The following is a 25,291-nucleotide window of genomic DNA, read 5'->3' on the forward strand; positions in this document are numbered from 1 at the left end:
CTGCCACTCCTCACTTGTCAGCGTTCCAGGATCCATTCATGGGCCGGATCATTATGAAACTTCCATTTTCGTGTCGGTCCCGCCATTACATTCAGGTAGTAAGAGGTATACCCGTCCGGAACACCAACCGGGTGATAGCCCGCCGGCACGATGACAACGTTTTCATTTTCTGCGGTCATCGTCTCGTCAATCGAGCGGTCGTCCGTGTACACACGCTGGAAGACAAACCCCTGCGGCGGGTCCGTTTCATGGTAATAGGTTTCTTCTAAAAAGGATTCAGCCGGCAGATTGTCTTGGTCATGTTTATGAGGCGGGTAGCTCGACCAGTTGCCGCTGTCCGTGTAAACTTCAACAACGAGAAGGCTGTTTGCCGATGGATCTGAATCGGGGAGAATGTTATGAACGGTTCGTTTGTTTGCCAGCTTGCCGCGATGTTCCACACCGTTGTCTTCCGCTTTAATCAGCTTTGTCGGAAGCTGGTGTTCGGACGGAGAATAGCACAGCGCGACCCTCGCCCCGCTGACCGCTGTGATTTCAAAAGAGCGGTCATTGGACACATAAACGCTGTCCGTCGGTTTTCTTTCAAATACGCTTTCACGGGTGCCGATGCTTTCAAATGTCTGATCATAATCAGTGACGGTGATTTTTCCCGTTACCGCAACGATGCAGCACTCCGTCTTTTTCAAATCTTCTGTATATGCGGAACCGGGAGTGAGGTCAACGACTTTAAATCCGACGTATTTGAGGTCTGAATTGGCTGAAGTGACGTCATGTATGATGTTCACGCCTTGATAAATCTCATCGGCCTGCGGTTTGCGCAGCAAATGACTCATGTTTATTCCTCCTTAATGGATGGTAAAAGAAAACCCGGACGGAATCACAAAGCCGTCCGGGCCGGCTGTCAGATCAATTGAAGTCAGGAGACGGGTATCGTGCCGTCACGACTTTTTTACGTGTATAGAAGTCGACGCTGTCTTTTCCGTTTGCGTGCAATGTGCCGAAGAAAGAAGACTTCCAGCCAGAGAACGGGAAGAATGCCATCGGCGCCGGGACGCCAAGGTTGATGCCGAGCATCCCCGCGTCAATATTTTCACGGAAGTAGCGGATCGCGTTCGCATTTGAAGTGAACAGACACGCGCCGTTCGCAAATTCAGACTGGTTGGCGATGTCCACCGCTTCTTTTAAGTTTTTCACGCGGATGACCGACAGAACGGGCGCAAAGATTTCATCTTTCCAGATCGTCATATCCGTCGTCACGTTGTCAAAAATCGTCGGTCCGACGAAATAGCCGTCTTCCGTTGCGTTTTCACGCCCGTCACAAAGAAGTCTCGCTCCTTCTTCGATGCCTTTTTCAATATAGCTGTGCGTGCGTTTTTTGTTGTCCTCGCGGATGACCGGGCCTAAGAACACGCCGTCATCCAGTCCGTTTCCGATCTTGATGTCCGCTGCTTTTTCCTGTAATTTCGCCATAAACTCATCGGCGATTCCCTCTTCAACCGTCACAACCGCGCATGCCATGCAGCGCTCTCCTGCCGAACCGAATGCCGCGCCGATAATGTTTGTCACCGTATCTTCAAGGTGGGCGTCATTCAGCACGATCGTGTGGTTTTTCGCGCCCGTTAACGCTTGCACGCGTTTCAAATGTTCGCTGCCTTTTTTGAAAACATACTCGCCGACAGGTTTTGAACCGACGAATGAGATGGCTTTAATACCCGGATGTTCAAGAACGCCGTTTACGACGTCATGCGCGCCGTGCACGACATTGAAGACGCCCTTCGGCAGACCGGCCTGTTCAAACAGCTCTGCCAGTTTTTCCGTTAACAGCGGCGTGCGCTCAGACGGCTTCAGAATGAACGTATTTCCTAACGAAATTGCCATCGGGAACATCCAGCACGGGACCATCATCGGGAAGTTGAACGGTGCGATACCGCCGACCACCCCGATCGGATAGCGGTAATTCGCCGCCTCTACATCCGTCGCAATAGAGGCAAGTGAATCGCCCATCATGAGTGACGGCGCGCCCGCTGCGAATTCGACGTTTTCAATTCCGCGTCCCACTTCACCGAGTGCCTCCGTCGTGTTTTTACCGTTTTCCAAAGTAATCAGACGGGCAAGCTCTTCTTTGTTCTGCTGGAGAAGCTGCTGATAGTTAAATAGAATTCTCGCACGGCGCGGCACTGCCGTCTTTGACCATGTTTGAAATGCCTCTGACGCTGAGCGGACGGCGTACTCTACATCCTCCCGCGTAGAAATCGGAACCTGGCACATCACTTCTTTTGTAGCCGGATTGATAACGTCTTCATATTGATCTGTCTTACTTTCAACCCATTCACCATTGATGTAGTTTTTCAGTTTTCTGATCTCTGCCATTCTCATTGCCTCCTTAAATAGTAAACATCCTGTTCAGCTGGATAATAACGGATGAATATATTCATCTTTTACATATAAAAGACATGAATTAAACGCTTACAAATGCTAAAATGATGGTGACTCCCAATCTTTCCATGTAAAAGTTGGTCATGTGCCGGAAAAAGCAAACGGTTACATCTTTCACTTTTGATTTTACAGGTTATGTTTTGGTCATTTCTTGGTTACATTGTAAGCCCAACACATCTTCAAGTCAATCTAAAAAATCAAAATTTTTTCATTATTTTTATCATACTTTTTTTGATCGGGAAAACAGGAACTTGGAGAACCGTGTCGAATCGGAGGGGATGATCCCTCTTTTTTATCATTTGTTAAGTAACTATTGATTAACTTCTGGTGTTTATTATATATTTTAATTACTTTAAGAATTCTAGAAGGAGTTTTTTTATGAAACTGATGCGGATTCAGGAGATGGAAGAATACATTCTCAAACACGGAGCCACTTCGCTGGATGAGCTGTGCGAGGTATTCAACGTCTCTAAAAACACGGTCAGACGCGATATTAATAAGCTTGCGGAAAAAGGGGTTATCAAAAAGGTATACGGCGGCGTGACGTCAGCCGAAAAATCTGTGCTCGTCCCTTTTGAAAACCGCACCATTCAACATCAGGATGAAAAAATCAAAATCGCCCGCTATGCGTCACGGTTTATCGAGGATCACGATCTTGTATTTATTGATTCCGGCACGACGACCAAATCGATGCTGGAGACGCTTGATCCAGATAAGAATGTAACGGTTTTGACGAACAGCCTTGATATTATTAACGCCGCTTCATCCATGAAAAATATCGACCTGATCATCATCGGCAATAACTACAAACGGAAGACAAGGTCGTTTGTCGGCATTGATGATCCGAGCACACTCAATAAATACAACATTAACAAGGCGTTCATGTCCGCTACCGGGACAACGATCACCCACGGCCTGACGAATTCCGACTTACTGGAATACGAGGTGAAAAAGAGAATTTCCGAAAAGGCGAACGAAGTGTATCTGCTCGCGGATCATTCCAAATTCGGCAAATCCACGCTTTTGACATACGCGCCTTTCGACCGGCTTCACAGCATTGTCACTTCTCAGCAGCTCGATGAGGAATATACAAAGTATTGCCAAGAGCATCAAATCGACATTCACTTGGCATAGCGTTATAGTTAATAGAGAACGCTGCCGTATTTTTCCGGCAGCCGCTATGATATCCAATTTTTTCAGGGGGCGAAAACATGAGCAAAGTAACAATCGGCAAAACTGACCTAAAGGTATTTCCGATCGGTTTGGGAACAAATGCGGTCGGCGGACACAATCTCTATCCGAATCTGAATGAAGAAACGGGAAAAGAATTGGTTCGGGAAGCGATTAAAAGCGGCGTTACCATGTTAGATACCGCCTATATTTACGGTGTGGGCCGTTCTGAAGAATTAATCGGCGAGGTGCTGAAAGAATGCAACCGCGAGGATGTCTTCATCGCCACAAAAGCCGCTCACAGAAAAGAAGGCGATGACTTTGTTTTCGACAACTCACCGGCTTTTCTGAAACAATCGGTCGAAGACAGCCTGAAACGCCTGCAGACTGATTACATCGATTTATTCTACATCCATTTCCCGGATGAGCACACGCCGAAGGACGAAGCCGTTCAAGCGTTGAATGAGCTGAAAAAAGAAGGAAAAATCCGTTCCATCGGCGTATCCAATTTCTCTTTGGAACAGCTGAAAGAAGCCAATAAAGACGGCTTAGTTGACGTGATTCAAGGAGAATACAACCTGCTGAACCGTGAGGCGGAAAAGACTTTCTTCCCTTATACGACAGAACACGGCATCTCATTCATTCCGTACTTCCCGCTCGTATCCGGACTGCTGGCCGGCAAATACGACGAGAACACCACCTTCCCTGAAGGCGACCTGCGCAATGATCAGACGCATTTCCAAGGGGAGCAGTTTAAAGAAAACATCAAAAAAGTCAACCAGCTCAAACCGATTGCCGAAAAGCACAATGCCGATACGGCGCATATCGTGCTTGCCTGGTACTTGGCGAGACCTGAAATCGATATCCTGATTCCGGGCGCCAAACGCGCGGATCAATTAAAAGACAACATGAAAGCAGCCTCCATTACGCTATCTGCTGAAGAAATCGCGTTTATCGACAAGCAGTTTTCCTAAGAAAAAAACACGCCTTTTAAAAGGGGCGTGTTTTTTTATGTTTATATTTTTCTCTTCGGGGAATGAAATAGTTATCTAAATAAACTATTATGCGTTCCAAAAGATGAGGAGGATCATCTGTGAAGAAAAACACCAAAAAATACCTGATTTACTTTTTCGGAGCATTAGGCGGGCTGCTTTACGGCTATGACACCGGTGTGATTTCAGGGGCTTTGTTATTTATTAACAATGATATTCCTTTAAACACGCTGACCGAGGGATTGGTCGTCAGCATGCTGCTGCTCGGTGCGATTTTCGGGTCCGCCTTAAGCGGGACATGCTCTGACCGATGGGGCCGGAGAAAAGTGGTTTTCGTCCTTTCACTCATTTTTATTATCGGTGCGCTTGCCTGTGCGGCTTCGCAAACCGTCACCATGCTGATTATCTCCCGTGTCATTCTCGGGTTAGCCGTCGGCGGCTCAACGGCGCTGGTTCCCGTTTATCTATCTGAGATGGCGCCGACGAAAATACGCGGAACGCTCGGCACATTGAATAACTTAATGATTGTAACCGGAATTTTACTCGCATATATCGTGAATTACATATTCACCCCGTTTGAAGCTTGGCGCTGGATGGTCGGTCTCGCCGCAGTACCGGCGGCGCTTTTATTAATCGGAATCGCGTTTATGCCGGAATCTCCGAGATGGCTCGTCAAACGCGGCCGTGAGCAGGAAGCCAGACAAGTCATGGAAATGACCCACGACAAAGAGGATATCGCTGTTGAATTAGCGGAAATGAAACAAGGAGAAGCCGAGAAAAAAGAATCTACGCTCGGCTTGCTGAAAGCCAAATGGATCCGCCCTATGCTGCTGATCGGGATCGGCCTTGCCATCTTCCAGCAGGCGGTCGGTATCAACACGGTGATTTACTATGCGCCGACCATCTTTACAAAGGCCGGACTCGGCACTTCGGCGTCCGTTCTCGGCACGATGGGCATCGGTGTCTTAAACGTCATCATGTGTATCACCGCCATGATCTTAATCGACCGGATCGGCCGGAAAAAACTGCTGATGTGGGGAAGCGTCGGCATTACCTTGAGCCTGGCGTCACTATCAGCCATTCTCCTTCTGGCCGGCCTGTCAGCTTCAACAGCTTGGCTGACCGTGCTGTTTCTCGGCATCTATATCGTCTTCTACCAGGCGACATGGGGTCCCGTCGTATGGGTTCTGATGCCGGAGCTGTTCCCGTCAAACGCACGCGGAGCCGCAACCGGATTTACGACATTGATCCTGTCGGCAACCAACCTGATCGTTTCACTGGTATTCCCGCTTATGCTGAGCGCTATGGGCATCGGCTGGGTATTCGGAATATTCTCAGTCATTTGTCTCTCATCCTTCTTCTTCGCTGCTTACATCGTTCCTGAAACGAAGGGCAGAAGTTTAGAAGAAATCGAAACGCACTTGAAAAAACGGTTCTCCTTAAAGAAGCGCAGCAAACAAAATCAAATTCTTAAACAGCGCACACTGTAATAAAAAAAGGAATCGCCCCCGCTGGGCGATTCCTTTTTGGCGTCATACCATAACTTTGCAAATATCATTCGTAAATTCGACCGGATCATGGATCGGCAGCCCTTCAATCAGAAGCGCCTGATTGTAGAGAAGATTTGTGTATAATGCAAGCTTTTCCCGATCTTGTCCGTGCGCGTTCTTTAGCGTCTCAAACACTTCGTGATTCGGGTTGATTTCCAGCACTTTTTCCGCTTTGACCTGCTGGCTGTCAGGCATAGCATTCAACACTTTTTCCATTTCGATCGTCACTTCGCCGTCTGTCGCAAAGCAGACCGGATGAGATTTTAAACGTTTCGACACTCTGACGTTCTTTACTTTATCCGCAAGAATCTCTTTCATGCTTTCGAACAGGTCTTTATATTCGTTTTCTTCGGCTTCAGTCTGCTTTTCATCCTCATCACTGTCGATGCCTAAGTCAGCGCTGGATACGGATTTGAACTCTTTTTCCTCATAGCTTGTCAGCATTTTGATCGCGAATTCATCAATATCTTCCGTGAAATATAAAATTTCGTAGCCTTTGTCCGCCACCATTTCAGTTTGCGGCAGCTTTTCAATCCGCTCATATGAATCGCCGGACGCGTAATAGATATATTTTTGATCCTCAGGCATTCTGGACACATATTCGTCCAGAGTGACGAGCTTTTTCTCCTTAGATGAATAGAAGAGAAGCAGATCTTTTAATACGTCTTTATTCGCGCCGAAATCATTATAGACGCCGAATTTCAGCTGTCTGCCGAAAGATTCATAGAAAGATTCGTATTTTTCTCTTTTGTTCTTCAGCAGGCTCTTCAGCTCGGCTTTGATTTTTTTATTGATGTTTTTCGCAATCAGCTTCAGCTGGCGGTCGTGCTGCAGCATCTCTCTGGAAATGTTCAGCGACAGATCCTCAGAATCGACCATGCCTTTTACAAAACTGAAATGGTCCGGAAGCAGGTCGGCGCATTTGTTCATGATCAGCACGCCGTTGGAATACAGCTCCAATCCTTTTTCGAATTCCTTCGTATAATAGTCAAACGGCATGTTTTCCGGAATAAACAAAATCGAATTGTAGCGCACCGCTCCATCGACGCTGATATGCACATGGGTCAGCGGTTTATCAAAGCCGTAATGCTTCTCGGCGTAAAAAGCCTCGTAATCTTCATCCTTCAGCTCGCTTTTATTTTTTCTCCAGATCGGCACCATGCTGTTGACCGTCTGTTCTTCCTGAACTTCTTCAAATTCGTTCTCGCTGCCCTCTTTCGGCTTGTTGACCGTCTCTTCCATTTTGATCGGGTAGCGGATAAAATCAGAGTACTTTTTCACGATCGCTTTGATGCGGTAGTTTTCTAAAAACTCATCATAGCTTTCATCTTCTGTGTTTTCTTTTATTTGCAGGGTGATTTCCGTACCGACGGTTTCCTTGTCACACGGCGCGATCGTGTAGCCGGCAGCCCCTTCCGACTCCCATACATACGCCTCGTCACTGCCGAGCGCCTTACTTTTCACCGTGACTTTATCAGCCACCATAAACGCCGCATAAAATCCGACGCCGAACTGGCCGATAATGTCATGGCCATCTTTCGTGTCATTTTCTTGCTTGAAAGCGAGTGAACCGCTTTTCGCAATCGTGCCGAGATGCTGTTCAAGCTCGTCTTTTGTCATCCCGATACCGGTGTCTGTGACGGTGAGCGTTCTCGCTTCTTTGTCCGCCGTCACTTTTATGTAGTAATTGTCTTGATCAAACGTTAATGAATCATCGGTTAACGCCTTGTAATAGATTTTGTCAATCGCATCGCTTGCGTTGGAAATTAACTCGCGGAGAAAAATTTCCTTCTGCGTGTAAATGGAGTTAATCATCATGTCCAGCAATCGCTTGGATTCTGCTTTAAACTTTTTTTTCCGCACTTCAGATCTCTCCTTTAATTATGCTTTGATGTTATGTAAAATCTTTTCAGCATCTATTTATCATATACAGTGACAATTGTCAACTAGGATTAGCAGATGCATATATTGTAAATTTAACATGTTAATGGATTCATTTCACCCATTTTATCAATAAAAAAGAGAGAATGTTGATCATCCTCTCCTCTCTGCTTCTTTCCGGCGGCCGAATTCCTTCTTCATCCATATGTATGACGGGTAGAAAAACAAACTAAATAAGATAAGAGATCCCAAGTTTCGCAAAGACTCATGCAGAACATTTCTTACAGTGAGAGGAAATATGATGTCCTGAAATAGAATAGAGATAACGGTGTAAATCACAAATCCCATAGGAACAATGGCATAACAATAAAACGCTACCTCCTTCTTATGCTGTATCTTCAAAATATGTAAACCTCCCAATGATGTATATACATAATATTAACATATTTAATAGGTATTTAGAAACAGACCTCCGTATGTTTATCCCCCTATTCAGCGGGAACAGATATAAAAAAGGAGGAATCGCAATATGGGAAGATTAACAGACAAAACCGCAATCATCACAGGGGCCGCGACAGGCATCGGACAAGCGACGGCACGGGTTTTCGCCGATGAAGGCGCCCGCGTGATCTGCGGTGACATCAATGAAAGCGAACTGAATGAAACCGTCAGCGCTATCAGAAAAAACGGCGGAGAAGCAGAAGCCTTTCACCTTGATGTATCAGACGAAGAAAACGTAAAGTCTTTTGCGGACGGCATTCAGCAAAAGTACGGAACAATTGAAATTCTGTTCAACAATGCCGGTGTTGACCAAGAGGGCGGAAAAGTCCATGAATACCCGGTCGACCTGTTTGACCGGATCATCGCCGTCGATCTGCGCGGCACATTTCTGTGCAGCAAATACCTGATTCCGCTCATGCTCGAAAAAGGAGGCTCCATCATCAACACCTCTTCCATGTCCGGCCGGGCCGCAGACCTTGACCGCTCAGGCTATAACGCCGCAAAAGGCGGAATCACGAACCTGACGAGAGCGATGGCCATTGATTACGCCAGAAGCGGAATCCGCGTCAATTCCTTATCGCCGGGCACAATTGAAACGCCGCTCATTGATAAATTGGCAGGCACGACAGAAGACGAAATGGGCGAGGCGTTCCGTGAAGCCAACAAATGGATCACGCCGCTCGGCCGGCTCGGAAAACCGGAAGAAATGGCAGCCGTCGCACTCTTCCTCGCTTCAGACGACAGCTCTTACGTCACGGGAGAAGACATCACCGCAGACGGCGGCATCATGGCATACACTTGGCCGGGGAAAATGCTGATTGATAAGAAGTGGAAGGAAGAGACGGAGTGACGATAGTAATAAAAAAAGCCAGTGTAAAAAACACTGGCTGAACAAGCTGAGGGCGGGTTACTTAAACCAGCCCTTTTCTTTTGATCGGGTAATGGCTTCAATTCGATTTTTCACTTCTAATTTATCCAGGATCATCGAAACGTAATTGCGGACTGTGCCGCTTTTGATGCTGAGGGCGTTTGCGATTTCTTTCGTGTTTTTTCCGTCCGCGACAAGCTCGAGCACCTCTTTTTCCCGTTCGGTCAGCGGGTTTTCTTCACTATAGATGTCCTCCATTAATTCAGGTGCATAGACGCGTCTCCCTTTCATGACGCTGCGGATGGCGCTGACGAGCTCATCGCTCGGGCTGTCCTTGAGCATGTACCCGCTGACGCCTGCTTTTAGCGCCCGCTGAAAATAGCCGGAGCGGGCAAAGGTCGTCAAAATGATGATTTTCACACCGCTGTCCTTGAGTTCTTCTGCCGCTTCAAGACCTGATTTCCCGGGCATTTCGATATCCATCAGACAGATGTCGGGCGCATGTTTTTCCACGAAATCGATGGCATCCTGGCCGCTTGTGCCTTTACCGACAACCGTCATATCCTCTTCTAAATTCAACAGCGAACCGAGTGCGCCGAGCAGCATTTGCTGATCCTCGGCAATGAAGATGTTGATCATCTGCTACCATCCTTTTCTTTTGATTTTGAATCATTCGGGATTCTCATGGTCAGCTTTGTTCCGGCGGCTGTATCAATGGCTAAACTGCCGTTTGCGAATTCAAGACGTTCCCTCATTCCAAGCAGGCCGTGCCCCTTTGAAAAAAAGCGGTCTTCTTTGCATTGAAAGCTGCCGTCATCTTCTACCGTAATGACAACCTCTTTCCAAAGCTGCTGAATGGTGATGCGGCATACTTTGGCGCCGCTGTGTTTCACGACATTGGTGACGGCTTCTTTAATGCACATGCTGACGATGTTTTCGTTCAGCAAAGAGATATGTTTGGGCGCTTCTTTTTCTTCATACACAAAATCAATTCCTGCCGCTTCAAGAATTTGCCGAACATTGCCGAGCTCATCCTTCAATCGGATGCCTTTCATCGATGAGACGATTTGTCTGACCTCATTTAACGAGGTGCGGGCCGTCTGCTGCACGCTTTTCAGCTCAGTGCGGGCCTGTTCAGGGTCCTTGTATATCAGCTTTCGGGCGAGGTCGCTTTTCAATCCGATTAAGGAGAGCTTTTGTCCGAGTGTATCGTGAAGGTCCCGGGCGATGCGCTGCCTTTCTTCCAGCTTCACAAGATCGGCGATTCGCTCATTTGCATATTCTAATTTCTCCTCAAGGCGCTCCCGTGCCTTTCTGCTTCGAATGCTGAGCGGGAGCAGGATGGCACTGATCAGAGTGATGACGATAAACGGGATTTGCGTCAAAAACCACTCTTTTTTCAGAACAAGGCTGAAGTTGACGGCAACCGCCGCACTGATGATATGAATGTAATATAAGATGTAAAAAGGAACTTTGTCTCGGATATGGCCGATGAAGTAGGCGATAAAGAAGGCGAAGTAAATATAGCTGAACAGCATAACTGAGCCGGTCGAAATGCCGATCAGAAGAAGCGCCCATAAGTAAAGCGGCCAGCCTTTTGCAACAAATGCGAAGCGGTATGCGCCAAAGAAAACAAGTGTGAAAATGATGCCGGCCACGATGACAAAGGTAGAAGAGCTTTTAAAAATAAAATAAAAAGGCAAGATGAAAAAAATCGTCCATATATAAGGAGAAATCCCGTTCAGTTTTTGAAATTTAAAATACTTCTTCATCTTTGTTCCACCTTCTGCTGCTTGTGTCTACCATCACTTTATCAAAACACCGCCTTCATTGCATCCTCACGCATGAAGAGAAGGCCCTTTCTGATAAGAGAAAGAGCCGCGCGCCATATCAGGCATTTTTCTTTAAAGGTTCTTTCGGCACCGGATGGGGCGCCGGTTTTTTCCGCGCCTCCCGAAAGGTGACAAATTGCTTTTCGTCCTCATCCCACAGACGGAATTTCATGGATTCAAGACTTGTTTTAAGCGTAATGGTCGGTACGTTTTTTAAAGGCTCGTGCCCCTCATGGGCGGCTTCCAGCTTGTAGTTCGGCACTTTCGGGCTTAAGTGGTGGACATGATGGTAGCCGATATTGCCTGTCAGCCATTGCAAAAGCTTCGGAAGCTTGTAAAAGGAGCTTCCTTCTACCGCGGCCTGCACATAGTCCCAATGCTCATCGGCTTCAAAATAAGAGTCCTCAAACGTGTGCTGAACATAAAAGAGCCAGACGCCGATTGACCCCGAAATAAGGAAGATCGGACCCTGAACAAGCAAAAAGTTTTCCCAGCCGACAAGCAGGCACGTCGCAGCAGCCAATAAGACAATCGCCGCGTTCGTGAAATAGGTGTTCCAGCGCTCCTTGCGGCGGGCGCCTTTTACATTGAAACGGTTTTTAATCAGAAATACGTAAATCGGGCCGAGAATAAACATAATAAACGGATTGCGATAAAGTCTGTAGCGTACTTTTGTCCAGGCTGAGGCTTCGTTGTATTCCTTAACGGTCATCATCCAAATATCGCCGGTGCCCCGTTTATCTAAGTTGCTGCTCGTCGCATGATGAATGGAGTGGCTGCGCTGCCATTGAAGGAACGGAAACAGTGTCAGCACACCTGAAATAAACCCGAACAGCCGGTTCAGTTTCTTTTGTTTGAAAAAGGATTGGTGGCAGCAGTCGTGGAAAATAATAAAGATTCTTGTCAAAAATCCCGCTGCTATAACAGTAAAGGCGAGGGTCAGAAGATAGGAGACATTGAGGCTGAAGTAAGCAAGAAACCAAAGGGCAAAAAACGGCACAAACGTGTTGAAAAGCTGATTGACACTATGCTTTGTATCGGCGCCGGAAAATGCGGCAACCTGCTTTTTTAAAGACGCTTGTTTTTGAGTTGCGGCGTGATTGATCATGAATGTCATGTCCCTTCTTTTTTCATTATGATCCCAAGTATAACGGGGCGCCAGACGCTTTTGTAGTAGCAGCCATCATGCCCCGAATATGACATTTGTCATGTTTGGCGGCAGAATGCTGATCAGGCGTCATATGGAAGGTATCTTTTTTAAGGGATAAAGCCGGACACTTCATAGCGGCACTTCTCGAAGAAAACAGCAAAAAAGAACCCGGCCTGTTTTCGGCTGAGTTCTTTTTCATCATCCTTACAGCAAAATCACCCGATACTTCTTCACATCCAAAAACTGCAGAAACTCCCGGGCCAGCATGTCCGGCGCGTGGTCTTTTCCTTCATGAAGACGATATTGAATCAAACCGGCGAGCATGGATGCGACATAATATGCATAGAGTTTTTTGCCCGCCTGAATGTGCAGGGGCTGATGAAGATAAAACGATTGCAGCGCTCTGAACATTTCCGGAATGACGTCAGGCACTCCGGAGCCCTCTCTCAGAAAATGGACGAGCGGCAGGCCGTCCGACAGTGCCGAAAAGAGACGGACGAGCGCGGCTTCCGCTTCTTCCATGGAGCAATCGGCAGGCTCTCCTTTTACCGTCAATAATCCGATCAGATCCCGGCATGATTGATGGATGATCGTTTTCAGCAACGCTTCTTTGTTGGCGTAATGGTCATAAAAAGTGGCGCGGCGGAGGTTGCTTTGACGGGCAATATCGGAAATCGTAATCGCCGCGTACTCTTTTTTTTCCGCCATTAAGCCGATCATGGCTTCTTGCAAGGCCTGCCTCGTTCGGGTCACCCGGCGGTCGGCGGGCTTTTTTTCTTCTTGTTCCGGCACCCGGCGGCCAAACAGCCAGTAAAACCGTTTTTGAGAAATCAAATCCCACACCTGCCCGCTGATCGCTTCCGGTGATGCCCCGGGCTCCTCATTCAGCCAGTACAACACAATGGCATACGTGTATAAAGCGCGGTAATGAATGTACATATCCTGTTCAGTCGGTGAGAAATCCGCATTGACCGGTGACAGCAGCACATCATGCCGGAACACATCTTTTAAAAAAGCATGAAAGTGAAAATACGGCATTTTATTGCGATCCATCATCGTTTGAAAAAACACCCGATGCCGATCAATAAAAGACAGGGTCGGATGCACTTTTTGCCATCCGCCATGTAAATGAAGCACATCTTTATGCTTCAGCGAATCGTACAGCGCTTCACTCAGCCCGTCTTTCATTTCTTCCTCTATATCCTCTAAAATCGCATATTTATCTTCGTAATAAAGGTACAGTGTCCCCCGGCTCACACGCGCCCGTTCGGCGATGTCCTTCATGGTCACACGGCGGATATCCCGCTCTCCAAGCATGGCCAAAAGCGCTTGTTTGATGTCAGTTGTCACAGAATCCGGCATAAGAGACACTCCTTTCATTAGACAGATCACCGCAATTTGTACGGTAACGTATAGATGTGTTTACGCTGTCTTTGCCGCAAAAACACATCACATTATAATAGGCCCTGAAGAAACAAAAAAGCAACCAGAGGAGGAAGACCGATGGATCAGCATATAAAAGCAGACATCAAACGCGTCTTTGAGCTTCAGAAAAAAAATCAAAAAACGCTGCGTGCTTCAACAGCCGGGCAGCGCAGAGAAAAGCTTCAGCGCTTTTTAGATGCCGTCACCGCACATGAAGAAGAAATCATCGAGGCGATCAGACGGGACGTCCGCAAGCCTTATCATGAGGTGAAAAGAGCGGAAACGCAGGGAACGATCAAGGCCATTAAAGATAATATGAACAATCTCGACACCTGGATGGCGCCGAAACGCGTCGGCTCATCCGTCAGCCCCGACGCTGACGGCGTATTAATGTACGAGCCAAAAGGCGTCACCTTAATTCTCGGCCCGTGGAATTATCCGTTTATGCTGACGATGGCTCCGCTTGCAGCTGCCATTGCGGCCGGCAACAGCGCGATTGTGAAGCTGTCTGATTTTACGATGGAGACGAGCCATATCGCCGCGACAGTTATTCGCGAGGCATTTTACGAAGAAGAAGTCGCTATTTTTGAAGGTGAGGTCGATGTCGCCACAGAACTGCTCGACCAGCCGTTTGACCACATTTTCTTCACCGGAAGCACGAATGTCGGTAAAATCGTCATGACGGCAGCGGCGAAGCACTTGTCGTCCGTCACGCTTGAGCTTGGCGGAAAGAGTCCGACGATCATCGACAGCGACTATGATTTGATGGACGCGGCGAAAAAAATCGCCGTCGGCAAATTTGTCAATGCGGGGCAAACATGTATCGCACCTGACTATCTCCTTATGAAGAAAGAAGTGCAGAGCACCTTTACAGATCTCCTGCAAACCATTGTCAATGCAGGTTTTATGGAGGATGATCATACGGTTGACCGCAACAAATTCACGCAGATTGTCAATGACCGCAACTTTAACCGTGTCAAAGCCCTGTATGATGACGCCATTGAAAAAGGGGCGAAGACGGCGTTCGGCGGCGTATTCGATGCGCATGACCGCACGATTTCTCCGACCGTGCTGACAAACGTCACGCCTGATATGAAGATCATGCAGGAAGAAATCTTCGCACCGATTCTGCCGATTATGAATTACGAAGATATCAGTGAAGCCGTTGATTACATCACTGAACGGGACAAGCCGCTTGCCTTGTATGTATTCAGCCATAATCAGGAGCTGATCGATTATGTGCTGCAGCATACGACATCCGGCAATGCTTCTATCAATGATGTCGTCGTTCATTTCACTGACGTCAACCTTCCGTTCGGCGGTGTCAATACGAGCGGGATCGGTTCATATCACGGTGTGTACGGCTTTAAAGAATTTTCTCATGAAAAAGGCGTATTTATTCAAGCCTCTAAATAAAAAAAGAATCCGCGCAGATGACGCGGATTCTTTTTTATTATTTTTTTGCCCCGAATGCGAGCAGTTTCGTATAAGTGCCGACGTAAAGCGTGCCGTCTTCAGCCAGAACCGGGGAGGAAATGACATTGCTGTCTGTTTGATAGCGCCATTTTTCATTACCGTCAGCGTCAACCGCATAGACATTTTTATCGTCAGAACCGAAGTACACATTGCCGTCCGCATCAATCAGCGGCGCCGTTCTCACAGGCCCGTCCGTATAGAAAGACCAGTTCATATTGCCGGTTTTGCTGATGGAAAACAGCTCGCCGCTTCCGGAACCGATATACACATTGCCGTTATGGTCGATCGCTAATGAAGAGCTGGAGAAACCGTTTAACGGGAACGTCCACTTTACAGCACCCGTTGATGTATAGGCGTATAAGCTGCCGTCCTGGTTTCCGGCGTAAACGGTGCCGTCTCTATCAATAACCGGATAACCTTTAAACCCGTTGGACGTCGTTTTTGACCATTTCACTTGGCCCGTTCCGGAATTGATCGCGTAAAAGATATTATTGTACGTTGCCGTATACAGCGTGCCGTTTGACGCTAACACGGGAGCGGAGCCGACCACGCCGTTTGTTTTAAACTTCCACTTTTGCGTCCATGTCGAAGGCGACGTCGGTTTAATCGCATAGATATAGTTATCCAGCGTCGACACATACAGCGTGCCGTCAGAGCCGATAGCCGCATCGGAACTAGGCGCTCCGCTCAGCGGAACTGAAGTTAAAATGGTTCCGGTTTCTTTGTCGATGAAATACAGTTTTTTATCGTGAGAAGGAAGATAAATGACACCGTTTGTTCCGAGCACCGGAGTCAGCGTATAGGTCGTCCCGAGGTTTTCCGTCACCCATTTCACAGTACCGTCCGGATGATACGCCGTCAGCTTCCCGTCTTTTGATTGAATAAATACGGTGCCGTCCCCGTCAACCGCGGCTCCCGCACCGTTTTGAGGATTGGCCGGAACATTCTTTTCCCATTTTAACGCGCCATCGGCAGTGCTTGTAAACCGGCTTTCTCTTGACCAGTTGAACATCGTCGGAGACATCGCATGCGCGTCATACCGTCCCGCCAAGAAACCGGATGCCGCATGATTTTGTTTAAATACCGTTTCCGCAGCTTGAGCAGCCGCCGGATGCAGCCATTTTGCCCCCGGCAGATCAGAAACCGCTCCCACAGATAAAGCCGCAGCAACCGCAGCGCCGGCCGCCAATGTTTTCATTCGCAATGAAGCTGTCTTTTTTTTCAATGTCAGTTCCTCCCGTTTCTATTAAAAGCTGCTATATCACTTCGATCATACCATAATTAACCTATGAAATATTTGTATTTTCGGTAGATTTATAGAACAAATGTCACATAGCCTGCTGATGCTTCGGGGATGATCGAAACGCGGCAATATACCACACCACATTGACGATAAAAGCCGCGCCTGACCAAACGAAAAGGCCGTAATAAAGAGACAGCTCCTGCCCTAAGGAAATTGCGGTCAATAACGCCACCAACAAGACAGCCGCGCAAATGATAAGCCCGATTCCGCAAAAAACGGCCATGATGATTTTCATGACACGAATACCGAGCATATACAAAATGAGCGGGACCGCATATATAACAAAGATCTGGCCGACGGCGGCCCACATGCCCGCGGAATTAAAACGATTCGCGTTCGGCCCCGTTTCCGCAAGCGGAGAAAGCGAGACGAGGACCGGCAATAAACAAAACAGCAGAGCGGAAAGCAAGGTCACCGCAACCGCACCTTTTTTCTTTTGATTCATGTGAATATCCTCCTCCTGACAATAACCCGGCTTTTTTACCGGTAATCTGATAATATGTTATATTTTAGCACGATTTTTACTTAATTTGAGAATGTTTTGTCAAAAACGAATTTACAAATCCAGAAAAATAGATATAATAAACGTTATGGAACCGATATTGATTCATAAAGCGCTATCTAACAAAACACGAAGTGATATTATGACGTGGCTTAAACACCCGGAAGACCATTTTGATGAAAGACCTTATCTTGAGCAGGGACTCAGTTTCCGCACCGGAATTTGCGTCGGTGATATTCAGGCAAAGTCGGGGCTAGCGCAGTCCGTCATCTCCAGCTACCTGCTGACCATGCAAAAAGCCGGCCTGCTGGAATCCGAACGAATCGGAAAGTGGACCTATTACAGAAGGAATGAAAAACAAATTAAAGCCTTTGCTGACTATGTTCAGCACCAGCTATAACCATGAAAGGAGGGCTTTTTTTGTTCTAACATATCTATTTTTCTGTATATGTAGTTATAAAAGGAGGAATACATAACAATGAAAAAAAGCAGCTCCATCTTCATTCTATTTTTGGCACTGGGGGTTTTCGGGATTATCACGACCGAGATGGGCATTATCGGCGTTCTTCCGCAAGTGGCGGACAGATTTCATATTTCTGCTTCAAAAGCGGGATGGCTTGTCAGTATTTTCGCGTTCATCGTCGCTGTGTCGGGACCGTTTTTGACCTTGCTTGCTTCAGGCATAAACCGGAAAGTCATTCTGCTTTTGGCGGTGCTGATGTTTGCCGTTTCAAATGCGGTCTACGCGTATACGGCGCATTTCAGTGTCATGCTGGCGTTTCGGATCATTCCGGCTTTATGCCACCCGGTGTTCTTTTCTGTAGCGCTTGCGGCCGCGGCCCGGCTTGTCCCCGCCGGCCAATCCGGAAAAGCCGTAACGAAAGTCTTTTCAGGCATCACCGCCGGCTTTGCGTTCGGCGTGCCTTTCACGTCTTATCTGGCGGATCGTCTATCCCTTGAAGCCGCCTTCTTATTCGGCGCTATCATCAGTCTCATCGCATTCACGGGCATTCTTCTCTTTTTGCCATCCATGCCGGTCACAGAAAAAATGTCTTTCAGAAGTCAGCTCGGCATCCTTCGCAAACCGGCTTTGTGGCTCAATATCGCTGCCGTCACCTGTCTCTTTGCGGCCATGTTTTCTGTCTACAGCTATTTTGCGGAGTATCTCGGACGGGTGTCGCATATGAACGGCACATGGGTCAGCTTCATGCTGATGAGCTTCGGGGTGATTATGATAGCCGGAAATTTCGTCTTCGGCGCTTTGTTATATAAAAATATGAAAAAGACCGTCATTCTGTTTCCGCTTCTTTATACAGCCGCCTACTTGCTCATATACGGGTTTGGAACGTCTTTCGCGCCGATGGCCGTCCTCGTCTTCGTATGGGGCGCCGTTCATTCCGGCGGTCTCATTGTCAGCCAGACATGGCTTACTGCGGAAGCAAAGGAGGCGCCCGAATTCGGCAACAGCCTGTTTGTCTCTTTTTCCAACCTCGGCATCACCATCGGAACGGCGGCGGGCGGCTGGTTTATTTCACATTTGGGAATCCATCAGCTGATGTGGTGCGGCATCATGTTTGCCCTTCTGGCTTTCGGGCTGATCATGGGACGCTTGGCATGGGGAAAGAGGCTGCTCGCAAAAGCTTAAGCTCCGTTGCAAAATCCGGAATGATTACGTATAATATTCCAGATTAAAGCAAGGGAGAGAAAAAGATACATGGAAAGACCGGCAGGATTTTGGATTCGGTTTCTGGCTTACGTCATTGATCAAATCATCATAGGAATTCCGATTTTTATCATTCAATTTATGGTCTCTTTTTTATTTGCGGCAGGCGTTGCGGCGGCTGACCCCTTCATGACCGAAAATCAGTTTAACATCTCTTTTCTGGTGTTCGGCGTCATCCCGATTCTTGCGAGCTCTTTTGTGATCAGTATCTTATATTTCAGCCTGCTCACGGCCTCAAAGATGCAGGGGACACTGGGAAAAGCATTGCTCGGCCTTAAGGTCGTCAATGAAGATGGCGGACGGATTTCCATCGGCCAGGCCTTCGGACGCGCTTTCGCATATATCATATCTAAGCTTATTCTTTATATCGGATTCATCATGGGCGCCTTCGGAGAGAAAAAAACGCTGCACGACATCATGTGCAGCACCCGTGTTGTCTATAAATAACGACCTCAAGTCCGGGCCTTTTGAGCCCGGGCTTTTTTTATGACGGCTGTGCCCGTCTGATGTCAATGCCGCCCTTTCCGTCAGCCTCAATGCGGATCGTCCCGTTCACAACGACAGACAGCGGATGGAACTCCGCATGCTGATCAGAAAAAATCCAGCGGCGGCCGCTCGGCCCTAAAAGCAAAAACGCCCCATCATTGTAATCACCCATAAAATGAAACCCGTTTTCCCTAAGAGGCGCATGCTTTCTCACCGGAATGCCGAAACGCTGCAGCTTTCTCCCGGTTGATACGACTTCGGCAGCCGTCAGATTCACCTCGCCGATATTCAGAACGGACTCAATCGAAAAATGTTCCGCGCTTGGCGGCGATGTTTCTCTCGCGATGAATTCCGCCAGATTGTTGGACGGATCTTTGAAATAAAAGGAACGCGCCTGAATATGAGAGAAATACACCTCATCCTCCCCATCTTCCGTTTGAAAAACGACTTTATCCTTTATCCACGCCTTCGCCTCATCAAAACGATTATTCGGAATGTTAAACGCGAAATGATACGTAGGATGAGAGTGAGAATCGGCGCGCCTGAATTCCAACTCACTTTCTCCCGCCTTGATGGTAAACGAATCACCGGACTCATCAATTAAAGGAAAACCTAACACCCGTTCATAGAAGTGTTTCGTCTCCTCCAACGCACAACTGTACAAAGTAATGTTATTTATTTGCATGATCATACCCCCTTTGGTTTATACTGCCATATAGAAGGGTTGATTCCTACTGTTTCGATTCACCAATTGAGAATCCCCCTTTCGCCCGGCGCTAAATATGACAAACAGCGCCAAACCGCTTATACCAGGCGTTTTTAAACATCTAAAGCAAAAAAAGCAGAAAATAATACCCCATATAGCTTGACAAAAAATAAATGTTATTTAATAATCTATATATAATTAGAATTATTATTGAAAGATAAAGTGAATGCTTTGTCTTTTTAATATATTTCAAATCACATTTCAGGAGGAAGATATTATGTCTTTAATCGGAAAAGAAGTACTGCCATTCGAAGCAAAAGCTTTCAAAAACGGTGAATTCATCGATGTAACAAACGAAGATTTGAAAGGTCAATGGAGCGTTTTCTGCTTCTACCCAGCGGATTTCTCTTTCGTTTGCCCGACTGAACTTGAAGATCTTCAAGGACAATACGCTGCACTGAAAGAATTAGGTGTTGAAGTATACTCTGTTTCTACAGATACTCACTTCGTACACAAAGGCTGGCATGACAGCTCTGAAAAAATCGGCAAAATCACTTACGCAATGATCGGTGACCCATCTCAAACGATCTCCCGCAACTTCGACGTTCTTGACGAAGAAACTGGTCTTGCTGACCGCGGAACATTCATCATCGACCCTGATGGCGTTATCCAAACAGTTGAAATCAATGCAGGCGGTATCGGTCGTGACGCAAGCAACCTAGTAAACAAAGTAAAAGCAGCTCAATACGTTCGTCAAAACCCAGGTGAAGTCTGCCCGGCTAAATGGGAAGAAGGCGGCGAAACACTTACACCTAGCCTTGATTTGGTAGGTAAAATCTAAGGAGTGCATTCCATTGGTACTTGATGCAAATATCAAAGCACAATTAAATCAATACATGCAGCTAATTGAGAACGACATTGTTCTCAAAGTAAGCGCCGGTGACGATGACACTTCTAAGGACATGCTGGCTCTCGTTGACGAGCTGGCTTCCATGTCATCTAAAATTTCAGTTGAAAAAACTGAATTAAACAGAACACCGAGCTTCAGCGTTAATCGTACCGGAGAAGACACAGGCGTTACATTCGCCGGTGTTCCTCTCGGCCACGAATTTACATCATTAGTGCTGGCATTGCTTCAAGTCAGCGGCAGAGCGCCTAAGGCTGATCAAAAGGTCATTGACCAGATTAAGAACATCAGCGGAGAATACCGCTTCGAGTCTTATATCAGCCTGACGTGCCACAACTGCCCTGATGTCGTCCAAGCATTAAACATGATGAGCGTGCTCAACCCGAATATCACTCATACAATGATTGACGGCGCGGCATTCAAAGAAGAAGTGGAAAGCAAAAACATCATGGCTGTTCCGACTGTATTCTTAAACGGTGAATCTTTCGGAAGCGGCCGTATGACCATCGAAGAGATTCTCGCAAAAATGGGCAGCGGCGCAGATGCGTCTGAGTTTGCCGACAAAGAGCCGTTTGACGTTCTTGTTGTCGGCGGCGGACCTGCCGGCGCAAGCGCGGCGATCTACACGGCGCGTAAAGGCATCCGCACCGGTGTCGTCGCTGAACGCTTCGGCGGCCAGGTACTCGACACCATGAGCATCGAAAACTTCATCAGCGTTAAAGCGACTGAAGGACCGAAGCTCGCTGCAAGCCTTGAAGAGCACGTGAAAGATTATGATATTGACGTCATGAACCTTCAGCGCGCGAAACGCCTTGAGAAAAAAGACCTCTTCGAACTTGAACTCGAAAACGGCGCTGTACTGAAAAGTAAAACAGTGATCCTTTCAACAGGTGCCCGCTGGCGCAATGTCAACGTACCTGGTGAGCAAGAGTTCAAAAACAAAGGTGTTGCATACTGCCCGCACTGTGACGGACCATTGTTTGAAGGCAAAGACGTAGCCGTTATCGGCGGCGGAAACTCCGGAATCGAAGCGGCGATTGACCTTGCAGGTATCGTCAATCACGTGACTGTGCTGGAATTCGCGCCTGAACTGAAAGCAGACGAAGTCCTGCAAAAACGTCTTTACAGCCTGCCAAACGTCACTGTGCACAAAAATGCACAAACGAAAGAAATCACAGGCGACCAAAACGTAAACGGCATTACGTTCGTTGACCGTGAAACAGGCGAAGAAAAACACGTTGAACTCCAAGGTGTATTCGTCCAAATCGGCCTCGTGCCTAATACAGAATGGTTAGCCGAAACGGTCGAACGCAACCGCATCGGCGAAATCATCGTCGATAAGAGCGGCGCGACAAGCGTTCCCGGCCTATTTGCCGCAGGGGACTGCACAGACGGCCCGTACAACCAAATCATTATCTCCATGGGGTCAGGTGCAACTGCCGCTTTAGGCGCATTTGATTATTTGATCCGGAATTAATGTGAAAGCCGCCATATGAATGGCGGCTTTTTTAAATATACTAATTAAGAAGGCAGTATTTCCTCTAAACAATCCTCGCTGATTTTATAAGATTTTGGCCTTCTGCTTACCAGCTCAACAAATCCTTGCTGTTCTAAATAATCCATTACTCTGTTAATTTTATGTCTCGATTTATTTGAGAGCTCCATTAAATCTTGCACCGACAGCGTAACCTGATCATTTACAAATACATTAATCGTGATAATGATATTAAAAATATCACGTTCATCTTTATAATCAGCCCATTGATCGCTATCAATATAGTTCCTAATTCGTTTCAGTTTCATTAAATTAAATTCAAGATCCTCAATAATTCCTTTTTGTCCTGACAGAAGCAATTCCAGCATATCCATTAAATAAAAAGTCAGCTCTCCCCGGTTTAAAGGTGCGGGAATTTCCTCTAATGCCTTATAATACTTATCTTTGTTCTTATTAACTGCGTAAGAAAAAGTGATGGCTGAATATTTTTCTAAGTATCGGGACAAATAACTCCCAACGATAAGGCGTCCTGTTCTTCCATTGCCGTCATAAAAAGGATGAATGTATTCATAGTAGTAATGAGCTGTCATGTAACGATACAGCTGGGGATGTGTTTCATCATGAAGATAAGCAATTAAAGCCTCAAGCGCTTCTGTTATCTTTTGTTCAGAATTAACGCCGATATGGGTGGTCATGTTCCCATCGTTCACTTCAACATAGCCTTTTCTGAATAGCTCACCATCCGGCGCATCTTCTGTTCCGATTTCATCTGCGACCAGCTCGTCATATAATTCCCTAAAGTCATGAATGCTTGTAAACGACGGAATTCGGTCTATAAATTGATATGTTTTCATCAACCCGACAAACCGCTTATGTGAGGGCTCGGATTGTTCTAACGCTTTAAGAGCCTCTTTCAATTCTTTTTTTGTACTGCGGATTCCTTCAATTTCATTATTACTCTGTGCTTCATTAATAATTAATTTATCAAAATAAGGTTTGACAGCAAATTCAGGGAGCTGACTGATAAGGGATGAAATTTTGGAACTGTTTAACAACACTTCATTATTCAGCTTCATGAGTTTATGTGTATTCACATAAAATAGCTCAAATGAATCGTCCGTGGATCGGCCTTTTCGGAACCCCCGTATGTTTAATGATGTTGAATAACTGCCATAGCTGCTTGTTCTCTTTTTAAATTCTTTTTCATATGAATCAGCATCCGTTTTATAAAAAAGCTTAGATAACTTCTCATACTTCATATTATCACCTCGCTTAATTTAAAATTATACACTTTTTTAAATTATACAATCATTATAGCCTGATTTCTAACAAATATTCTCGCTTTCCAATCAAAACAAAAAACGGCATACTGCATGGCAGTACACCGTCTGAAGCAATTCAATCTGTCTTTCTCCCTCTCGCCCGATAGATAAGAAATAATCCAATAAACCACAGCGGCGTCAGCAGCAAAGCCGGGCGCGTTGCATCCGCAAACAGCATAATCACCAGAATGACGGCAAACAACGCCAGCACGGCGTAATTGATAAACGGCGCAAACGGCGCCTTGAAAGACGAGCTTGCATGTAAGTCCGGACGGGTTTTTCTGTATCTGATATGACAGACAAGAATCACGCCCCACACCCAAATGAAACAAATCGCGCTGATGGTTGTCACGATGCCAAAGGCCGCTTCCGGTATCAATTTGCTTAAAAGAGCGCCGGCTGACAGCACAATAACCGATATCCATAATGCGCGGCTCGGCACATGATTTTTATTCAGCTTCGCAAAACTTGCAGGCGCCTGTTTCGTTTTGCTTAAGTTATACAAAATCCGGCTTGTTGAAAACATCCCGCTGTTACAAGCAGAAGCGGCAGACGTTAATACGACAAAATTAATGATTCCCGCGGCTAACGGGATGCCGACCAGACTGAAGGTCTTCACAAAAGGACTTTCCGCCGCATTCAGCTGCATCCACGGGTTAATACATAAAAGAATGAGCAATGCCCCGACGTAGAAAAATAAAATCCGTAAAGGAATTTTATTGATAGCGGACGGAATATTTTTTTTCGGATTTGACGTTTCCGCCGCCGACACACCCACTAATTCCACACCGACATAGGCGAAGATCACCATCTGGAACGAAAGCAAAAAACCTGAAAATCCGTTCGGGAACAAGCCGCCGTGCTCCCACAGATTCGCCGCTGAAACCGTTCCGGTATGCGTTTTGAACCCAATCACCAGCAGAACCACCCCGATGACAATTAACGCAAGAATCGTGACTACCTTAATTAAGGCGAACCAAAACTCCAATTCTCCAAAAATCTTAACCGTTAACAGATTAAGCCCTAATAAAATAAGCAAACAGATAAGTGCCGGAATCCACTGCGGAATATCAAACCAATATTTCACATACACACCGACGGCGATCACATCCGCCATAGCCGTCATAATCCAGCAAAACCAGTAGGTCCAGCCGGTGACAAACGCTGCACGCGGCCCTAAATACGCCTCGGCAATATCCGTTAATGATTGGTAGCCCGCTTTAGATAACAGCAGTTCTCCCAGCGCCCGCATGACGAAAAAAAGCGCAATACCTACAATAAAATACGCAAAGATGATAGAAGGACCCGCCAGCTGAATCGCCTTACCGGACCCTAAAAACAATCCGGTGCCGATCGTGCCGCCAATGGCGATCAGCTGCACGTGCCGATTCGATAAGTCCCTCTTTAGCTCTCGCTGCTCCACATCTGACTCCTCCTTACCTCTCTAGTGAACGACGAGCAAAAAAAGCCAATAAAAAAAGAGATTGGATGCCCTCCAATCTCATGGTCATAAGAATATCAAATTATATTTGCGCCGCTGACAATCAACAGCATGACAAATACATA

General features: G+C 46.7%; 23 protein-coding genes. 10 read left to right on the forward strand and 13 right to left on the reverse strand.

Features of this window, described 5'->3' with window-relative positions:
* Positions 1 to 17: 17 nt before the first annotated feature.
* Both iolB and iolA read right to left on the reverse strand, forming a co-directional pair.
* Positions 18 to 833, reverse strand: coding sequence for a 5-deoxy-glucuronate isomerase (iolB, locus tag NYE68_RS20980; protein ID WP_136396737.1), 816 nt, complete (start codon positions 831 to 833; stop codon positions 18 to 20).
* A 73-nt stretch (positions 834 to 906) separates the two neighbouring features.
* Positions 907 to 2,370 (reverse strand): methylmalonate-semialdehyde dehydrogenase, encoded by a 1,464-nt coding sequence (gene iolA / locus NYE68_RS20985; RefSeq protein WP_069007567.1) that lies wholly within the window; start codon positions 2,368 to 2,370, stop codon positions 907 to 909.
* Between the two features lie 444 nt (positions 2,371 to 2,814).
* Here iolA and NYE68_RS20990 point away from each other — a divergent pair, with 444 nt between their 5' ends.
* The 3 genes from NYE68_RS20990 to NYE68_RS21000 all read left to right on the forward strand — a co-directional run bounded on the left by NYE68_RS20990 (position 2,815) and on the right by NYE68_RS21000 (position 6,088).
* A complete protein-coding gene (locus NYE68_RS20990; protein ID WP_007614879.1) occupies positions 2,815 to 3,570 on the forward strand; it encodes a DeoR/GlpR family DNA-binding transcription regulator in 756 nt (251 codons plus the stop codon).
* 77 nt (positions 3,571 to 3,647) lie between these two features.
* Entirely contained in the window at positions 3,648 to 4,580 is a 933-nt protein-coding gene (locus NYE68_RS20995; protein ID WP_324636208.1) for an aldo/keto reductase, read from the forward strand.
* Positions 4,581 to 4,699: 119 nt separating this feature from the next.
* Entirely contained in the window at positions 4,700 to 6,088 is a 1,389-nt protein-coding gene (locus tag NYE68_RS21000) for a sugar porter family MFS transporter (RefSeq protein ID WP_007407844.1), read from the forward strand.
* Between the two features lie 42 nt (positions 6,089 to 6,130).
* On the opposite strand, the gene htpG is transcribed toward NYE68_RS21000, so the two are convergent.
* Both htpG and NYE68_RS21010 read right to left on the reverse strand, forming a co-directional pair.
* A complete protein-coding gene (gene htpG / locus NYE68_RS21005; protein ID WP_324636207.1) occupies positions 6,131 to 8,011 on the reverse strand; it encodes a molecular chaperone HtpG in 1,881 nt (626 codons plus the stop codon).
* A 171-nt stretch (positions 8,012 to 8,182) separates the two neighbouring features.
* Complete coding sequence (locus NYE68_RS21010; protein WP_324636206.1) at positions 8,183 to 8,431, reverse strand: hypothetical protein; 249 nt, start codon at positions 8,429 to 8,431, stop codon at positions 8,183 to 8,185.
* Between the two features lie 127 nt (positions 8,432 to 8,558).
* Here NYE68_RS21010 and NYE68_RS21015 point away from each other — a divergent pair, with 127 nt between their 5' ends.
* Positions 8,559 to 9,380, forward strand: a complete 822-nt coding sequence (locus NYE68_RS21015; protein ID WP_324636205.1) for an SDR family oxidoreductase — start codon at positions 8,559 to 8,561, stop codon at positions 9,378 to 9,380.
* Between the two features lie 57 nt (positions 9,381 to 9,437).
* Here NYE68_RS21015 and NYE68_RS21020 read toward each other — a convergent pair whose 3' ends face one another.
* The 4 genes from NYE68_RS21020 to NYE68_RS21035 form a co-directional block, all read right to left on the reverse strand.
* Positions 9,438 to 10,037, reverse strand: a complete 600-nt coding sequence (locus NYE68_RS21020) for a response regulator transcription factor (RefSeq protein WP_007407848.1) — start codon at positions 10,035 to 10,037, stop codon at positions 9,438 to 9,440.
* Positions 10,034 to 11,170, reverse strand: a complete 1,137-nt coding sequence (locus tag NYE68_RS21025) for a sensor histidine kinase (protein ID WP_033574306.1) — start codon at positions 11,168 to 11,170, stop codon at positions 10,034 to 10,036. Before NYE68_RS21025 ends, NYE68_RS21020 begins: the two co-directional genes overlap by 4 nt.
* 118 nt (positions 11,171 to 11,288) lie before the next feature.
* A complete protein-coding gene (locus NYE68_RS21030) occupies positions 11,289 to 12,338 on the reverse strand; it encodes a fatty acid desaturase (protein ID WP_031379177.1) in 1,050 nt (349 codons plus the stop codon).
* Positions 12,339 to 12,584: 246 nt separating this feature from the next.
* Entirely contained in the window at positions 12,585 to 13,742 is a 1,158-nt protein-coding gene (locus tag NYE68_RS21035; protein WP_268540396.1) for a TetR/AcrR family transcriptional regulator, read from the reverse strand.
* Between the two features lie 141 nt (positions 13,743 to 13,883).
* Between NYE68_RS21035 and NYE68_RS21040 the strand changes: the two genes are divergently transcribed.
* A complete protein-coding gene (locus NYE68_RS21040; RefSeq protein ID WP_060673788.1) occupies positions 13,884 to 15,221 on the forward strand; it encodes an aldehyde dehydrogenase family protein in 1,338 nt (445 codons plus the stop codon).
* 37 nt (positions 15,222 to 15,258) lie between these two features.
* On the opposite strand, the gene NYE68_RS21045 is transcribed toward NYE68_RS21040, so the two are convergent.
* Positions 15,259 to 16,479, reverse strand: a complete 1,221-nt coding sequence (locus NYE68_RS21045; RefSeq protein WP_105322168.1) for a PQQ-binding-like beta-propeller repeat protein — start codon at positions 16,477 to 16,479, stop codon at positions 15,259 to 15,261.
* A 130-nt stretch (positions 16,480 to 16,609) separates the two neighbouring features.
* The gene (locus NYE68_RS21050; protein WP_015418581.1) at positions 16,610 to 17,029 is read right to left on the reverse strand and encodes a DUF5391 family protein; all 420 of its coding nucleotides are present in this window, start codon (positions 17,027 to 17,029) and stop codon (positions 16,610 to 16,612) included.
* A 145-nt stretch (positions 17,030 to 17,174) separates the two neighbouring features.
* Between NYE68_RS21050 and NYE68_RS21055 the strand changes: the two genes are divergently transcribed.
* From NYE68_RS21055 to NYE68_RS21065, 3 genes are all read left to right on the forward strand, one after another.
* Entirely contained in the window at positions 17,175 to 17,486 is a 312-nt protein-coding gene (locus NYE68_RS21055) for a helix-turn-helix transcriptional regulator (protein WP_015240918.1), read from the forward strand.
* A 78-nt stretch (positions 17,487 to 17,564) separates the two neighbouring features.
* Positions 17,565 to 18,731, forward strand: a complete 1,167-nt coding sequence (locus tag NYE68_RS21060) for an MFS transporter (protein WP_015418583.1) — start codon at positions 17,565 to 17,567, stop codon at positions 18,729 to 18,731.
* A 69-nt stretch (positions 18,732 to 18,800) separates the two neighbouring features.
* A complete protein-coding gene (locus tag NYE68_RS21065) occupies positions 18,801 to 19,256 on the forward strand; it encodes an RDD family protein (RefSeq protein ID WP_014419310.1) in 456 nt (151 codons plus the stop codon).
* A gap of 37 nt (positions 19,257 to 19,293) precedes the next feature.
* On the opposite strand, the gene NYE68_RS21070 is transcribed toward NYE68_RS21065, so the two are convergent.
* On the reverse strand, positions 19,294 to 19,980 hold the full coding sequence (locus NYE68_RS21070) for a VOC family protein (RefSeq protein WP_061890913.1): 687 nt from the start codon (positions 19,978 to 19,980) through the stop codon (positions 19,294 to 19,296).
* 298 nt (positions 19,981 to 20,278) lie between these two features.
* Here NYE68_RS21070 and ahpC point away from each other — a divergent pair, with 298 nt between their 5' ends.
* On the forward strand, positions 20,279 to 20,842 hold the full coding sequence (gene ahpC, locus NYE68_RS21075; protein WP_004393188.1) for an alkyl hydroperoxide reductase subunit C: 564 nt from the start codon (positions 20,279 to 20,281) through the stop codon (positions 20,840 to 20,842).
* Between the two features lie 13 nt (positions 20,843 to 20,855).
* Positions 20,856 to 22,385, forward strand: a complete 1,530-nt coding sequence (ahpF, locus tag NYE68_RS21080) for an alkyl hydroperoxide reductase subunit F (protein ID WP_324636204.1) — start codon at positions 20,856 to 20,858, stop codon at positions 22,383 to 22,385.
* A 44-nt stretch (positions 22,386 to 22,429) separates the two neighbouring features.
* On the opposite strand, the gene NYE68_RS21085 is transcribed toward ahpF, so the two are convergent.
* Together NYE68_RS21085 and NYE68_RS21090 are read right to left on the reverse strand one after the other, a co-directional pair.
* Positions 22,430 to 23,662, reverse strand: coding sequence for a Fic family protein (locus NYE68_RS21085; RefSeq protein WP_077392051.1), 1,233 nt, complete (start codon positions 23,660 to 23,662; stop codon positions 22,430 to 22,432).
* A gap of 139 nt (positions 23,663 to 23,801) precedes the next feature.
* A complete protein-coding gene (locus NYE68_RS21090) occupies positions 23,802 to 25,148 on the reverse strand; it encodes an amino acid permease (protein WP_007614904.1) in 1,347 nt (448 codons plus the stop codon).
* Positions 25,149 to 25,291: the final 143 nt, after the last annotated feature.

The sequence above is a fragment of the Bacillus sp. FSL R5-0447 genome, from assembly GCF_038606125.1.
GTDB classification, from domain to species: Bacteria; Bacillota; Bacilli; order Bacillales; family Bacillaceae; genus Bacillus; species Bacillus velezensis.